This window comes from Streptomyces sp. NPDC058671 (assembly GCF_042716475.1).
GTDB lineage: Bacteria > Actinomycetota > Actinomycetes > Streptomycetales > Streptomycetaceae > Streptomyces.
In genome coordinates, this window is the sequence record NZ_JBHXSA010000008.1 from 47,680 (window position 1) to 61,507 (window position 13,828).

Below are 13,828 nucleotides of genomic sequence, written 5' to 3' on the forward strand. Positions count from 1 at the left end.
CCCGCGCCCGCGGGTCCCCCCGGGCCCCCGCCTCAGACGCGCTCCGGCTCCGCCTCCCCGATGAACGTGCTCCACAGCGACGCGTACCGGCCGCCCAGGGCGAGCAGTTCCTCGTGGGTGCCGTCCTCCGCCACCCGGCCGTGGTCCATGACGACCACCCGGTCCGCGCGGGCCGCCGTGGTCAGGCGGTGGGCGACGACCAGGGTGGTGCGGCGGCCGGCGAGACGGTCGGTGGCCTGGTTGACCTGGGCCTCGGAGGCCAGGTCGAGAGCCGCCGTGGCCTCGTCGAGGAGCAGGACGTCCGGGTCGACGAGCTCGGCGCGGGCGAGGGCGATGAGCTGGCGCTGCCCGGCGGAGAGGTTCCGTCCCCGCTCGGCCACCTCGTGGAGGTAGCCGCCCTCCAGGGTCGCGATCATGTCGTGGGCGCCGACCGCGCGGGCCGCCGCCTCCACCTCGGCGTCGGTCGCCCCGGGACGCCCGTACGCGATGGCGTCCCGGACCGTCCCCGCGAAGAGGTACGCCTCCTGCGGGACGACGCCGAGACGGTGCCGGTACGCGGTGAGGTCGAGGTCCCGCAGGTCGGTGCCGTCGACGGTGACCCGGCCGCCCGTCGGGTCGTAGAACCGGGCGACCAGCTTGACCAGGGTGGACTTGCCCGCGCCGGTCTCGCCGACGAAGGCGACCGTCTGCCCGGCCGGGATGCGCAGGTCGATGCCGGTGAGCGCGGTCTCCTCCTTCGCGGCGCCGTCCTCTCCCCCGTACGCGAAGGAGACGTCCTCGAAGGCGATCTCGCCACGCAGCGAGCGCACGTCGAGGGGCGCGTCGGCGGCGGCCGTCGACGTCGGTTCCTGGAGGAGTTCCTGCATCCGCTTCAGCGAGACGGCGGCCTGCTGGTAGCCGTCGAAGACCTGGGAGAGCTGCTGCACGGGAGCGAAGAACAGGTCGATGTAGAGGAGGTAGGCCACGAGCGCGCCGGTGGTGAGCGTGCCCGCCTCGATCCGGTTCGCCCCGACGATGAGGACGGCGGCGGCCGCGGCCGACGACAGCAGTGTCACGAACGGGAAGTAGATCGAGATCAGCCACTGGCCCCGGACGCGCGCCTGCCGGTAGGAGTCGCTGCGCTCGGCGAACCGTGCCGCGCCCGACCGCTCGCGGCGGAAGGCCTGCACGATCCGCAGACCGGAGACCGACTCCTGGAGGTCGCCGTTGACGACGCTGATCCGCTCGCGCGCCAGTTCGTACGCCTTCACGCTGGAGCGGCGGAAGAAGTAGGTGGCGACGGCGAGGACCGGCAGCGTGGAGAAGACGACGAGGGCGAGGTGGAGGTCGAGCACGAGCAGCGCGACCATGATCCCGAAGAAGGTCACGACGGAGACGAAGGCGGTGACGAGACCCGTCTGGAGGAAGGTGGACAGGGCGTCCACGTCCGTCGTCATCCGGGTCATGATCCGGCCGGTGAGCTCGCGCTCGTAGTAGTCGAGGCCGAGCCGCTGGAGCTGGGAGAAGATCTTCAGACGCAGCGCGTAGAGGACCCGCTCGCCGGTGCGGCCGGTCATCCGGGTCTCGGCGGTCTGCGCCACCCACTGCACGAGGACGGTGACCAGGGCGAGCGCGGAGGCCGCCCAGACGGCGCCCACCGCGAGCCGGTTCACGCCCTCGTCGATGCCGTGCCGGATGAGGATGGGCAGCAGCAGGCCCATGCCGGCGTCGACGGCGACGAGTCCGAGGCTGATGAGCAACGGGACGCCGAAGCCGCGCAGGAGCCGGCGCAGGCCGTACGTGTCCTCGGGGGACACCGCGCGGGCCTCGTCGATGTCGGGGGTGTCGACGGCGGGCGGGAGGGCCTCGACGGCGGCGAGCAGTTCGGGGGTGGCCCCGGGTGCGGGGCTCTCCCGGTCGGCGGCCTCGTCCCGTACCCACAGGGTCGGGGTGATGCCCCGCTCGGCGTCGAACTCCGCGTCGAGCTCGGCCCGCAGGGTGCGGTCCTCGGGGACGTCGGGCGGGGTGACGTGCCCGGGTGAGACGGCGCCCAGTTCGTCGGGGTCGGTGAGGAGGCGGCGGAAGAGCGGGGAGCGCTCCTCCAGTTCCGCGTAGGTGCCGATGTCGGCGAGTTGGCCGTTCTCCAGGACGGCGACGCGGTCGGCGAGGTTGAGGGTGGAGCGGCGGTGGGCGATGAGCAGGGTCGTGCGGCCCGCCATCACCGCCTTCAGGGCCTCGTGGATCTCGTGCTCGACCTTGGCGTCGACGGCGGACGTGGCGTCGTCGAGGAGCAGGAGCCGGGGGTCGGTGAGGATCGCGCGGGCGAGCGCGACGCGCTGGCGCTGGCCGCCGGAGAGGGTGAGGCCGTGCTCGCCGACCTTGGTGTCGTACCCGTCGGGCAGCTCGGCGATGAACCGGTCGGCCCGGGCGGCGCGGGCGGCGGTCTCGATCTGCTCCTGGGTGGCCTCCGGGAGGCCGTACGCGATGTTGGCGCGGACGGTGTCGGAGAAGAGGAAGGAGTCCTCGGGGACGAGGCCGATGGCGGCGCGCAGGGAGTCGAGGGTGAGTTCGCGGACGTCGTGGCCGCCGACGAGGACGGCACCGTGGGAGACGTCGTAGAAGCGGGGCAGGAGGAGGGAGACGGTGGACTTGCCGGAGCCGGAGGCGCCGACGACGGCGACGGTCTCGCCGGGGCGGATGTCCAGGGAGAAGCCGTGGAGGACGGGGGTGCCGTCGTCGTACGCGAAGGACACGTCGTCGAACTCGACGGTGGCGGGGGCATCGGCGGGGAGTTCCCTGGTGCCGTCCTTGATGACCGGCTCGGTGTCGATGAGGTCGAGGACCCGGTCGACGCCCGCGCGGGCCTGCTGGCCGACGGTGAGGACCATGGCGAGCATCCGGACCGGGCCGACGAGGGAGGCCAGGTAGGCGGAGAAGGCGACGAAGGTGCCGAGGGTGATCTCGCCGCGGTAGGCGAGCCAGCCGCCGAGGGCGAGGACGGCGACCTGGCCGAGGGCGGGGACGGCCTGGAGGGCCGGGGTGTACCGGGAGTTCAGCCGGATCGTCCGCAGCCGGCCGGCGAACAGCTTTCGCCCTGCCTCGCGGATCTTGCCGGTCTCCTGGTCCTCCTGGCCGAAGCCCTTGACGACCCGGACGCCGGTCACGGCCCCGTCGACGACGCCGGCGACGACGGCGGCCTGCTGCTGCGCGTGCCAGGTGGCGGGGTGGAGACGGGTGCGGCTGCGCTTGGCGATGAACCAGAGGGCGGGGGCGACGGCGAGGGCGACGAGGGTCAGGGGGATCGAGAGCCAGGCCATGACGGCCAGGGAGATGACGAAGAGCAGCACGTTCCCGATGGTCATCGGGAGCATGAAGAGGAGACCTTGGATGAGTTGCAGGTCGCTGGTGGCCCGCCCGACGACCTGCCCGGTGGACAGCTCGTCCTGCCGCCGCCCGTCGAGCCGGGTGACCGTGGCATACATGTCGGTACGCAGATCGTGCTGGACGTCGAGGGCGAGGCGTCCGCCGTAGTAGCGGCGGACGTAGGTGAGGACGTAGACGAGGACGGCGGCGCCGATGAGGAAACCGGTCCAGACGCCGAGGTCGCGGGTCTTCGTCCCGATGACGTCGTCGATGATCACCTTGGTGACGAGCGGTACGAGGGCGAGCACGGCCATCCCGAGGAGGGAGGAGCCGAGGGCGAGGACCACGTTCGCCTTGTACCGCCAGGCGTAGCCGGTGAGCCTCCGAGCCCAGCCCTGCTGCTGTTCCGCCGTCTGTTTCTGCCCCACCGCCGCCACGAATGGCCTCCCGTCCGTCCTGCTCTACCGGAAGGCCCAACGCCGCCGACGTGCGATTTCATCCCCCCGCAACAAAGACGGGGCTTTGGTCCTAGGACCTCACGGGGAAGCCGCCGGATGCCCGCCGTCCGCTCGCGGTGGCGGGGCCCGTCCTGGGTAGGGATCTCTGGCCGACGAGGGAAGGGGAGGTCCGTGACACGGGTCGAGGACGGGAGGCCGTACGCGTGGGGGCGGTTGTACGCGGCGCTGCGGACGCTGCGGGGGCTCGCGGTGGCCGGGAGGGTCGCGTCGGTGCCGGCGGCGGAGGTGCGGCAGACGGCGGGCAACCCGCGGAACATCACCCGGGCCCTGCTCAGGAACGTGGGTCTCCAGCTGTTCGCGGCCCGCGAGCGGGGCGGAACCCACGCCGGGGCCGCCGCGGTGGTCTTCGCCGACATCGCGACGCTGGTCCCCCCGGAGCGCATGCCCCTGGGGACGCTCTCCCGGGCCGAGGCGGAGGAGTTCCGGCAGGGGTACGAGGCACAGATCGCCGGCTACCGGAAGGAGTGGGAGGGGTTCTTCGACTGAGCCGCGGCACGGCACCCGGCCCGCCCGAGGGCGGCGGCCGGGCGCCCGCCCGGCTCACAGGTGCGTCGGCTCGAACATCCGCAGCAGCGCCGGCAGGACGACGACCGACGGGCCCGGGGTCGCGAGGGCCTTGGTGAGGTCCGCCGTCAGGGCCTCCGGGGTCGTCAGCGTGGCGGGGACGCCGAAGGACTCCGCCAGGGCGACGAAGTCCGGCCGGGTCAGCTCGGTGGCCGTGGCCTCCCCGAACGCGTCCGTCATGTACTCGCGCAGGATGCCGTAGCCGCCGTCGTCGACGATCAGCCAGGTCACGTCGAGGCCGTACTGCCTCGCCGTCGCCAGCTCCGCGATCGAGTACATCGCACCGCCGTCGCCGGAGACCGCGAGCACGGGATGGCCCGGGTCCGCGGCGGCCGCGCCGAGGGCGGCGGGGAAGCCGTAGCCGAGGCCGCCCGCGCCCTGGGCGGAGTGCATGGTGTTCGGGTGCCGGGCGTCGAAGGCCGACCACGCCCAGTACGCGAGGATCGTCATGTCCCAGAAGCTCGGGGACCGGTCCGGGAGCGCCTCCCGGACGGCCGCGACGACCCGCTGCTCCAGGTCCAGGTCCTGGGCGGCGATCCGGTCCCGGACCTCGGCGAGCACCGTACGCACCCGCTCGGGGGCCGCCGGGTCCCGCCGCTCGGGGACCGTCTCCAGGAGCGCCTGGAGGGCGAGGCGGGCGTCGGCGTGGATGCCGAGCGCCGGCTGGTTGGACTCCAGCTTCCCCGCGTCGGCCTCGATCTGGATCACCCGGCCGCGCGGGGCGAACGTGTGGTAGTTCGAGGACAGCTCGCCGAGGCCCGAACCGACGACGAGGAGGACGTCGGCGTCCTCCAGGAAGTCGGTGGTGTGCCGGTCCTCCAGCCACGACTGGAGCGAGAGCGGGTGCTCCCAGGGGAAGGCGCCCTTGCCGCCGAAGGTGGTGACGACGGGCACGTCGAGACGCTCCGCGAGCGCGAGGAGCTTGCCGGAGGCGTCGGAGCGTACGACTCCGCCGCCCGCGATGATCGCGGGGCGCTCGGCGTTCGCCAGGAGGTGGGCGGCGACGGCCGTCAGCTCGGGCCGCGGCACGACCTCCTCGGGTGTCGCGTCCATCGCCGTGACCACGGGCAGGATCGTCTCCGCGAGCAGCACGTCCTGCGGGATCTCGACCCAGACCGGCCCGTGCGGGGCGGTGAGCGCCGACTCCCAGGCCGCCGCGATCGCGGACGGGATCTGGGACTGCGTACGGACCGTGTGGACGGACTTCACGATGTCGCGGAAGGACGCCTGCTGGTCGCGCAGCTCGTGGAGGTAGCCGTGCCTGCCGCCGCCGAGGCCGGCCGCCGGGATCTGGCTGCCGATGGCGAGGACGGGCGCGGAGGCGGCGGCGGCCTCCTGGAGCGCGGCGAGCGACATGAGCGCGCCGGGTCCGGTGGAGAGGAGCAGCGGGGCGGCCTCGCCGGTGATCCGGCCGTACGCGTCGGCGGCGAAGCCCGCGTTGTTCTCGACGCGGAGGCCGACGTAACGGAGGGGGGAGCGGCGCAGCGCGTCGAACATGCCGAGGGCGTGCTGGCCGGGGAGGCCGAAGACGGTGGTGGCGCCGAGACCGGTGAGGGTCTCGACGACGAGGTCACCGCCGGTGCGGCCCGCGGGCGGGTTCAGGGCGGCCGCGGTCTGGGCGACCGTCGGCCTCAGCACGAGGTCATGGTCGTGAGTCATGGTCGTCCCTTGGCTGGATGGGCGGGTGCGGGCCGGTGGGTGGGTCGTGCCCACCCACCCCCGTGCCCCTGGGGAACGAATGCCCACAACCCACCAGGAGGCTACTTCGCCCGGCTCTCCGCGATCTGGCGGGACATGATCGTCGTCAGTTCGTACGCCGTGTGCGACGCGGCGACCGCCGTGATCTCGGCGTGGTCGTACGCGGGGGCGACCTCCACCACGTCCGCCGACACCAGGTTGCAGGAGGAGAGCCCGCGGAGGATCTCCAGGAGTTCGCGGGAGGTCATGCCGCCGGCCTCGGGGGTGCCGGTGCCGGGGGCGTGCGCCGGGTCGAGGCAGTCGATGTCGATGGAGATGTACAGCGGGCGGTCGCCGATGCGCTGGCGGAGCTGGTCGGCGACCTCGTCGGCGCCGCGGCGGTAGATGTCGGCCGAGGTGACGATGCCGAAGCCCATCTTCTCGTCGTCGGTGAGGTCCTGCTTGCCGTAGAGCGGGCCGCGGGTGCCGACGTGGGAGAGCGCCTCGGTGTCGAGGATGCCTTCCTCGACGGCCCGGCGGAACGGGGTGCCGTGGGTGTACTCGGCGCCGAAGTACGTGTCCCAGGTGTCGAGGTGCGCGTCGAAGTGGAGCAGGGCGACGGGGCCGTGCTTCTTGGCGACGGAGCGGAGCAGCGGCAGCGCGATGGTGTGGTCGCCGCCGAGGGTCATCATGCGGGCGCCGGTGCCGAGGAGGTCGTCGGCGGCGGCCTCGATGGTCTCGACGGCCTCGTTGATGTTGAACGGGTTGGCGGCGATGTCGCCGGCGTCCGCGACCTGGGCGAGGGCGAACGGGGAGGCGTCCTGCGCCGGGTTGTAGGGGCGGAGCAGGCGGGAGGCCTCGCGGATGGCGTTGCCGCCGAAACGGGCGCCGGGGCGGTAGGAGACGCCGCTGTCGAAGGGGACGCCGACCACGGCGATGTCGGCGGTGCCGACCTCGTCGAGCCGCGGCAGCCGGGCGAACGTCGCGGGCCCGGCGTACCGCGGGATGCGGGACGAGTCGATCGGGCCGCGCGGGGTGTTCTGGTCGCTGCTGCTCATGGTCGGGGTCCTCCTGGATGTGGCGGGGATGGGGCTCCGGCCCGCTGGATGCCACGACAGTAGGCGTCCGGAAAGCGGCACAGAAGTGTGCGTTCCCTCCACTCTACGAGCCGATGCTGTACGAAGGGTCCATGACGACGCCCCGTTCGGAGGCCCTCTCCACTCCCCCGGCACCGCCCGTCCCGCTGGCCGCGCTGCTCGCCCGCCGGGACCTCGGCCTGCGGCTGCTCGCGGGGTCCGAGGACGTCCCGCTCCACTGGGTGCACACCTCGGAGATGGCCGACCCCTATCCGTACCTCCTCGGCGGTGAGCTGCTCATGACGGCGGGCGTGCTGCTCACCGACCCGGCGCACTACGTGCGGCGGGTGGTGGAGGCGGGGGCTGCGGCGCTCGCCTTCGGGGTGACCCCGGTCTACGACACGGTCCCCGCCGAGCTCGTGGAGGCCTGCGCGCGGCACGGGCTGCCGCTGGTCGAGGTCCCGCCGAGGACGCCGTTCACCGCGGTCGCGCGGGCGCTGTGGCGGCTGATGGCGGAGGCCCGGCTGTACGAGCTGCGCCGGGTGACGGAGGCGCAGCAGTCCCTGGCGACGGCCGCGGCCCGGCCGGCCCCGGTCCCGGCGGTCCTCGGCGCGCTGGCCTCCCGCCTGACGGGACGGGCGGTCCTCTACGGCGCGGACGGCACGGAGTCGGTGTCGGCCGGCCGCCAGGTCCCGGCGGACGCGGCACGGGCGCTGCGGGACCTCGCGGGGGTCCTTGGCCCGCGGCCGGGCGGCCCGGCGTCGGCGAGCGGTGACGGCGGGGGGCTGCGGCTGGCCGCGTACGCGCTGGGCGGCGGGGACGGGCTGACGCTGGGCGTGGCGACGGAACGGCGTGCCCCCGGCGACCACACCATCGTGGGGGTCGCCGTCGTCCTGCTCTCGCTCCTGACGGCCCCCCACCGGGGCGCGGACGTGACGGTACGGGACGGGGCCCTGGTCCGGCTGCTGCTCGGCGCGCCCCCGGCGGAGGTCGCGGGCGCGCTGGGCCCGGGCCCGTGGACGGTGGTCCACGCGGCGGGCGGGGACGGCACCCCGTTCGCGGCGGCGTCTCTGGCGGCGGCGCTGGGGACGCCGCTGGTGGAGGCGGGGACGGGCGAAGGAACCGTACGGTTGCTCCTCCCCGCCCCTGCCGCCGTCACCGTCCAGGAGGGCTGGACGCTCGGGGTGAGCGCGGCCGTCGGGCCGGAGGGCCTGGCCGCGGCCGACGCCCAGGCGGCGCGGGCGCTGCGCCGGGCGCAGGCGACCCGGGCCCCCCTCGTGCGGCACCGCCCCGGCGGCCTCGCGGCCCTGGTGGACCCCGCCGAGGCGGCGGCCCACGCCCGGACCCTCCTCGCCCCGCTGCCGGACCCGCTCAGGGAGACCCTGCGCGCCTGGCTCTCCCTGCACGGCAGCTGGGACCGCACGGCCGTCGCCCTGGACGTCCACCGCAACACCGTCCGCCAGCGCATCGCCCGCTGCGCGGCCCTCCTGGACCGGGACCTGGACGATCCGGACGTACGGATGGAGCTGTGGTTCGCGCTCGGATGACCGGTCGGCCGTGCGACACCCGTCGCCGGCCGACCGGCGCCGGTCACGGCCAGAGCTTGTTGACGGCGGTCTTCGTCGTCGTGCGGAAGGCGGTCAGCGGGGCGTCCTCGAAGTCGCCCATCTGGCCCCAGCGGACGAGGGTGACGGTGCGGCCGTCGCGGCCGACGGAGAAGAGGTGGATGTCGGTGATGCCGATCTGCGGGTCGGCGGTGTCCAGGCTGTAGACCCAGGCGCCCTCCTCGACGGCGAGCTTGCCGTGGTACGCGCTGACGGCGTTCAGGCCCGGGTTCTGCTGCTCAAGGAGGGGCCCGCAGCCGGCGAGGGCCTTGCGGAGGGTGTCGACCAGCTTCACGGCGTCGGCCTCGGTGCGGGCGACGGTGGTGATCTGGACGCCGTTGGTGTCGAGCTCGGTGCTGAACTCGCGGTAGCGGGTGTTCTGCGCCGGGATCTTGTACGGGGCGCAGAGGGCGCCGCCGTTCTCCGGGATGCCGGTGAAGACCTGGGTGGCGGTCCACGGCGTCGACGACGGCGGCATCTGGGAGGCGGCGAGGAAGGCGGGCTGGGCGGCGGCCTGCGCCGGAGCCGTGGCGAGGGCCGCGAGGCCCAGGGCGGCAGCGGCGGCGGTGGCGAGTGCGGTACGGAGCTTGTTCATGGTGGTGGATCCCCCGTCGGGTCGTTCGGTCAGTGCTCCACCAGCGTCGGGCCGGCGCCCGCCGTCTGCAACGGTGACGCGCCCACCCTCCGTCCCGGAACCATTCCACCCCCGCTGACGTGCAAGGACGTGAAGGCTGGGACGCAGGGTCGAGGGGGATGGAATGCCGAAGGACGCCGCAGTCGAGGAGTTCGCGCGGCTCGTGCGCGCGCTGAAGGCGCGGGACGGGAGGAGTTACGAGGCGCTGGGCCGGCGCCTGAGCGTCAGCGCGTCCACCCTCCACCGCTACTGCTCGGGCGCGACCGTCCCGGAGGAGTTCGCCGTGGTCGACCGCCTCGCCCTGCTGTGCGGGGCGGACGAGGAGGAGCGGCGGGCCCTGGAGGCGGCCTGGAGCCGCGCGGACCGCACCCGTCGCCCTCCGGTGCCGGAGCCCGACACGGAACCCGAGCCCGGCCCGGGACCTAGGCCCGCGCCGGAGCCCGAGGCGGAACCAGCGCCGGACCCGGAGCCTGCGTCCGAGCCCGAGCACGAGCCCGAACTGGCACCCGTGCACGCGCGCATGCCGGGCCTCCCGTCCGGGCGGCGGAGGAGCCGGTGGGGGTGGGTGGGCGTGGTCTGCGGGACCCTGGCGGTCGTGGGGACGGTGACGCTCGGAGCCGTACTCCTGCCCGGGAAGACCGAAGAGCGGGCCGCCGAACCACCGGCGCCGCTGACGTGGACGGTCGCCTCGCACATCTGGAAGAACGGGTGCGGGCACACCTACCTCGTGGATCGGACGCCCCCTCCCCCGCCGGAGGCTGCCGACGCGCGGAGCTGGGCGGCGGCGCGGGGGGCCGTGGACGGCGGGGAGACGATGGTGCGGGTGTCGGTGCAGGGGAAGGGCGCGGCGGCGGTGGTGCTCCAGGCCCTGCACGTGCGGGTGGTGGAGCGGGGCGCGCCGCTGCCGTGGGCGGCGTACCGGATGGACGACGGGTGCGGCGGGGCGGTGACGCCGCGCCGTTTCGAGGTGGACCTGGACCGGCCGCGGCCGGTGGCGCGGGCGCTGGCCGGGTACGACGCCTCGGGGGAGGAGGGCCGGACACTCCCGGCGGTCTCCTTCCCGTACGTGGTCAGCGCCGCCGAGCCGGAGGAGCTGCTGGTCTCGGCGGGGACGGCGGGGTGCGACTGCCGCTGGTACCTGGAGCTGCAGTGGAGCTCGGAGGGGCGCCGGGGCACGGTCCGGATCGGGGACGAGGACGGCGCGCCCTTTCGGACGAGCGCGTCGAAGGGGCGGCCCGTGTACGGGTACGACTCCGTGGGGCGGGCCTGGATCACAGGCGAGAGCTCTGGACAGAGCGGGTGACCGATGGGTAACTTCGAGGAAGAACCCTGAGCAAGCGCTTAGACAAGCGTCAGGACGTCGGACCAGGACCGGAACCCAAGGAGGCGGCTCGTGCGCCGTACCGTATTCAACGAGGACCACGAGGCGTTCCGGGAGACCATCCGGGCCTTCATCGAGGCCGAGGTCGTCCCCGTCTACGACGACTGGTTCGCGGCCGGCCAGGCGCCGCGCGAGTTCTACGGCAAGCTCGGCGACCTGGGCGTCTTCGGCATCAACGTGCCCGAGGAGTTCGGCGGCGCGGGCCTGGACACCCACAAGTTCGAGGCCGTCCTCTACGAGGAGACCGCGCGCGCGGGCGTGACGTTCGGCGGCTCCGGCGTGCACGTGCTGCTCGCCCTGCCGTACATCAAGATGCTCGCCACCGGCGACCAGAAGAAGCGCTACCTGCCGAAGTTCGTCACCGGTGAGGAGATGTGGGCCCTCGCGATGACCGAGCCGGGCACCGGCTCCGACGTCGCGGGCATGAAGACCACCGCCAAGCTCTCCGAGGACGGCACCCACTACGTCCTCAACGGCTCCAAGACCTTCATCACCGGCGGCGTCCACGCCGACCGCGTGATCGTCTGCGCCCGCACCTCCGCCCCGTCGGCCGAGGACCGCCGCTTCGGCATCTCCCTCTTCGCCGTGGACACCAAGTCCGAGGGCTACTCCATCGGCCGCAAGCTGGACAAGCTGGGCCTGCGCACGTCCGACACGGCCGAGCTGGCCTTCGTCGACGTCAAGGTGCCCGTCGAGGACCTGCTCGGCGAGGAGGGCAAGGGCTTCTCGTACCTCGGCCACAACCTGGCCTCGGAGCGCTGGGGCATCGCCTTCGGCGCGTACGCGCAGGCCAAGGCCGCCGTCCGGTTCGCCCAGCAGTACGTGACGGACCGCACGGTCTTCGGCAAGCCGGTCGCGCACTTCCAGAACACCAAGTTCGAGCTGGCCGCCTGCCAGGCCGAGGTCGACGCCGCCGAGGCCGTCGCCGACCGCGCCCTGGAGGCCCTGGACGCGGGCGAGCTCAGCCCCGCCGAGGCCGCCAGCGCCAAGCTCTTCACCACCGAGGTCGCGCACCGCGTCATCGACCGCTGCCTCCAGCTGCACGGCGGCTACGGCTACATGAACGAGTACCCGATCGCCCGCCTGTACGCCGACAACCGCGTCAACCGCATCTACGGCGGCACCAGCGAGATCATGAAGTCGATCATCGCCAAGTCGATGGGCCTGTAGTCCAGGTGCCCGAAGCGCACAGCGCCCTGGACGCCCTGCTCGATCTGCTCGACCTGGAGCGGATCGAGCGGGACATCTTCCGGGGCGAGTCCCGCTCCGCGCTCGTCCCCCGCGTCTTCGGCGGCCAGGTGGCCGCCCAGGCGCTGGTGGCGGCGGGCAGGACCGTACCGGAGGACCGCCTGGCGCACTCGCTCCACGCGTACTTCCTGCGCCCCGGGGACCCGGGGGCGCCGATCGTCTACACGGTCGACCGGATCCGCGACGGACGCTCCTTCACCACCCGTCGGGTCGTCGCCGTCCAGCACGGGCAGCCGATCTTCCACCTCTCCGCCTCCTTCCAGGCGTACGAGGAGGGGCTCGACCACCAGGACGACATGCCGGCCGCGCCGGACCCGGAGTCGCTGCCGACGGCTGCCGAGATGCTTCCCCGGCACCTGCCGGAGGAGATCGCGACCCGGCTGGTCGAGGCGCGGGCGGCGGTGGACCTGCGGTACGCCGACACCCCGCCCTGGGGTTCCGTCGGGGAGCCGCGCGAGCCGCGTTCGCAGGTGTGGTTCCGTACGAACGGCAAGCTGGCCGACGACCACCTGCTGCACGTCTGCCTGGCGACGTACGTCTCCGACATGACGCTGCTGGACTCCGTGCTGCTCGCGCACGGGCGGGGCGGCTGGGCCCTCGGGGACGTGGTCGGGGCCTCCCTGGACCACGCGATGTGGTTCCACCGGCCGTTCCGGGCCGACGAATGGCTCCTGTACGACCAGGAGTCGCCCTCGGCCTCCGCCGGGCGCGGCCTCGGCCAGGCCAGGATCTGGACGCGGGACGGGAGACTCGCGATCTCCGTCATCCAGGAGGGTGTCGTTCGCGTCCCCCGTTCCTGACCGGACATACCGTCCGATGTCATGACCGAGGATGCGGGGAACGGGGAGAGCACCTTCACGGTGATCGTGGCGGCGGTGGCGAACCTGGGGATCGCCGCCGCCAAAGCCGTCGCGGGCCTCGTCAGCGGGTCCAGCGCGATGATGTCGGAGGCGGCCCACTCGCTCGCCGACACGGTCACCGAGGTCATGCTGCTCACCGCGCTCAAGCGGAGCGAGAAGCCGGCCGACGAGGACCACCCGGTCGGCCACGCGGGCGAACGGTACGTCTGGGCGATGCTCGCGGCCGTCGCCACCTTCGTCGGCGGCGCGGTCTTCTCCGTCTACGACGGCATCCACACCCTCACGCACGGCGAGGAACTCGGCGACCCGCTGCTCTCGTACGTGGTCCTCGGCGTCGCCTTCGTCCTGGAGAGCTTCTCCCTGCGGACCGGGATCCGGCAGGTCAAGGCCGAGGCGGAGCGGGCGCGGGCCCCCTTCGCCCGCTATCTGCGGCTCACTCCCGACACCACCGTCAAGGCGGTCGTCCTGGAGGACTCCGCCGCGCTCGCCGGCCTGATGCTGGCGGCGGGCGGTCTGCTCGGCGGCCAGATCACCGGTTCCGGCGTCTGGGACGGCGTCGCGTCCATCCTCATCGGCGTCCTGCTCGTGTACGTGGCCTGGGTCCTCGGCCGCTCCAACGCCGAACTGCTCATCGGCCGGCCGCTGCCGCGGGAGATGCGGGACGCGGTCCGCGAGGAGCTGCGATCCGTCCCCCACGTCGTCGACGTCCTCGACCTGACGACGCTCATCCAGGGGCCGGGCGAGGTGCTGGTGGCCGCGAAGGTGGACTTCCGGGACGTGGTGTCGGCGGCGCAGGTGGAACAGGCGTGCGAGCTGGCGGAGTCCCGCCTGCGCGAACGCTTCCCGTCGATCCGCCGCGTCTACCTGGACCCGACACCGGGTCCGTGAGCCCTCGCGGGCAGGCGCCCACGCGGGAGCACGGGG

The 13,828-nt window shown here is 73.6% G+C and carries 10 protein-coding genes; 6 read left to right on the forward strand and 4 right to left on the reverse strand.

The features are described 5' to 3' along the window. Nucleotides 1-32: 32 nt before the first annotated feature. Complete coding sequence (locus tag ACFWV2_RS12260) at nt 33-3,779, reverse strand: ABC transporter ATP-binding protein (protein ID WP_384404932.1); 3,747 nt, start codon at nt 3,777-3,779, stop codon at nt 33-35. A 192-nt stretch (nt 3,780-3,971) separates the two neighbouring features. On the opposite strand from ACFWV2_RS12260, the gene ACFWV2_RS12265 reads away from it, so the two are divergent. Further along, on the forward strand, nt 3,972-4,346 hold the full coding sequence (locus ACFWV2_RS12265) for a hypothetical protein (protein ID WP_360784581.1): 375 nt from the start codon (nt 3,972-3,974) through the stop codon (nt 4,344-4,346). A 54-nt stretch (nt 4,347-4,400) separates the two neighbouring features. On the opposite strand, the gene ACFWV2_RS12270 is transcribed toward ACFWV2_RS12265, so the two are convergent. Together ACFWV2_RS12270 and speB are read right to left on the reverse strand one after the other, a co-directional pair. After that, nucleotides 4,401-6,083, reverse strand: a complete 1,683-nt coding sequence (locus ACFWV2_RS12270) for a thiamine pyrophosphate-binding protein (RefSeq protein WP_384404933.1) — start codon at nt 6,081-6,083, stop codon at nt 4,401-4,403. Nucleotides 6,084-6,184: 101 nt separating this feature from the next. Then, nucleotides 6,185-7,159: an agmatinase gene (speB, locus tag ACFWV2_RS12275; RefSeq protein ID WP_384404934.1), complete on the reverse strand. Its 975-nt coding sequence runs from the start codon at nt 7,157-7,159 to the stop codon at nt 6,185-6,187. Nucleotides 7,160-7,290: 131 nt separating this feature from the next. Here speB and ACFWV2_RS12280 point away from each other — a divergent pair, with 131 nt between their 5' ends. Then, the gene (locus tag ACFWV2_RS12280; protein WP_384404935.1) at nt 7,291-8,724 is read left to right on the forward strand and encodes a PucR family transcriptional regulator ligand-binding domain-containing protein; all 1,434 of its coding nucleotides are present in this window, start codon (nt 7,291-7,293) and stop codon (nt 8,722-8,724) included. Nucleotides 8,725-8,767: 43 nt separating this feature from the next. Here the strand turns inward: ACFWV2_RS12280 and ACFWV2_RS12285 are convergent, their stop codons facing one another. Continuing rightward, nucleotides 8,768-9,376, reverse strand: coding sequence for a hypothetical protein (locus tag ACFWV2_RS12285; RefSeq protein ID WP_384404936.1), 609 nt, complete (start codon nt 9,374-9,376; stop codon nt 8,768-8,770). Between the two features lie 163 nt (nt 9,377-9,539). Between ACFWV2_RS12285 and ACFWV2_RS12290 the strand changes: the two genes are divergently transcribed. The 4 genes from ACFWV2_RS12290 to ACFWV2_RS12305 all read left to right on the forward strand — a co-directional run bounded on the left by ACFWV2_RS12290 (nt 9,540) and on the right by ACFWV2_RS12305 (nt 13,792). Next, the gene (locus ACFWV2_RS12290; protein WP_384404937.1) at nt 9,540-10,718 is read left to right on the forward strand and encodes a helix-turn-helix domain-containing protein; all 1,179 of its coding nucleotides are present in this window, start codon (nt 9,540-9,542) and stop codon (nt 10,716-10,718) included. 90 nt (nt 10,719-10,808) lie between these two features. Continuing rightward, nucleotides 10,809-11,966: an acyl-CoA dehydrogenase family protein gene (locus ACFWV2_RS12295; RefSeq protein ID WP_384404938.1), complete on the forward strand. Its 1,158-nt coding sequence runs from the start codon at nt 10,809-10,811 to the stop codon at nt 11,964-11,966. Between the two features lie 5 nt (nt 11,967-11,971). After that, nucleotides 11,972-12,844: an acyl-CoA thioesterase II gene (gene tesB / locus ACFWV2_RS12300; RefSeq protein ID WP_384404939.1), complete on the forward strand. Its 873-nt coding sequence runs from the start codon at nt 11,972-11,974 to the stop codon at nt 12,842-12,844. 21 nt (nt 12,845-12,865) lie between these two features. Next, on the forward strand, nt 12,866-13,792 hold the full coding sequence (locus ACFWV2_RS12305) for a cation diffusion facilitator family transporter (protein WP_384404940.1): 927 nt from the start codon (nt 12,866-12,868) through the stop codon (nt 13,790-13,792). Nucleotides 13,793-13,828: the final 36 nt, after the last annotated feature.

Bases quoted from the DNA above. Each gene is read 5' to 3' on its own strand.
- ACFWV2_RS12305 (WP_384404940.1), top strand. From the start codon at position 12,866: ATGACCGAGGATGCGGGGAACGGGGAGAGCACCTTCACGGTGATCGTG.
- ACFWV2_RS12270 (WP_384404933.1), bottom strand. From the start codon at position 6,083: ATGACTCACGACCATGACCTCGTGCTGAGGCCGACGGTCGCCCAGACC.
- ACFWV2_RS12290 (WP_384404937.1), top strand. From the start codon at position 9,540: ATGCCGAAGGACGCCGCAGTCGAGGAGTTCGCGCGGCTCGTGCGCGCG.
- ACFWV2_RS12285 (WP_384404936.1), bottom strand. From the start codon at position 9,376: ATGAACAAGCTCCGTACCGCACTCGCCACCGCCGCCGCTGCCGCCCTG.
- ACFWV2_RS12280 (WP_384404935.1), top strand. From the start codon at position 7,291: ATGACGACGCCCCGTTCGGAGGCCCTCTCCACTCCCCCGGCACCGCCC.
- speB (WP_384404934.1), bottom strand. From the start codon at position 7,159: ATGAGCAGCAGCGACCAGAACACCCCGCGCGGCCCGATCGACTCGTCC.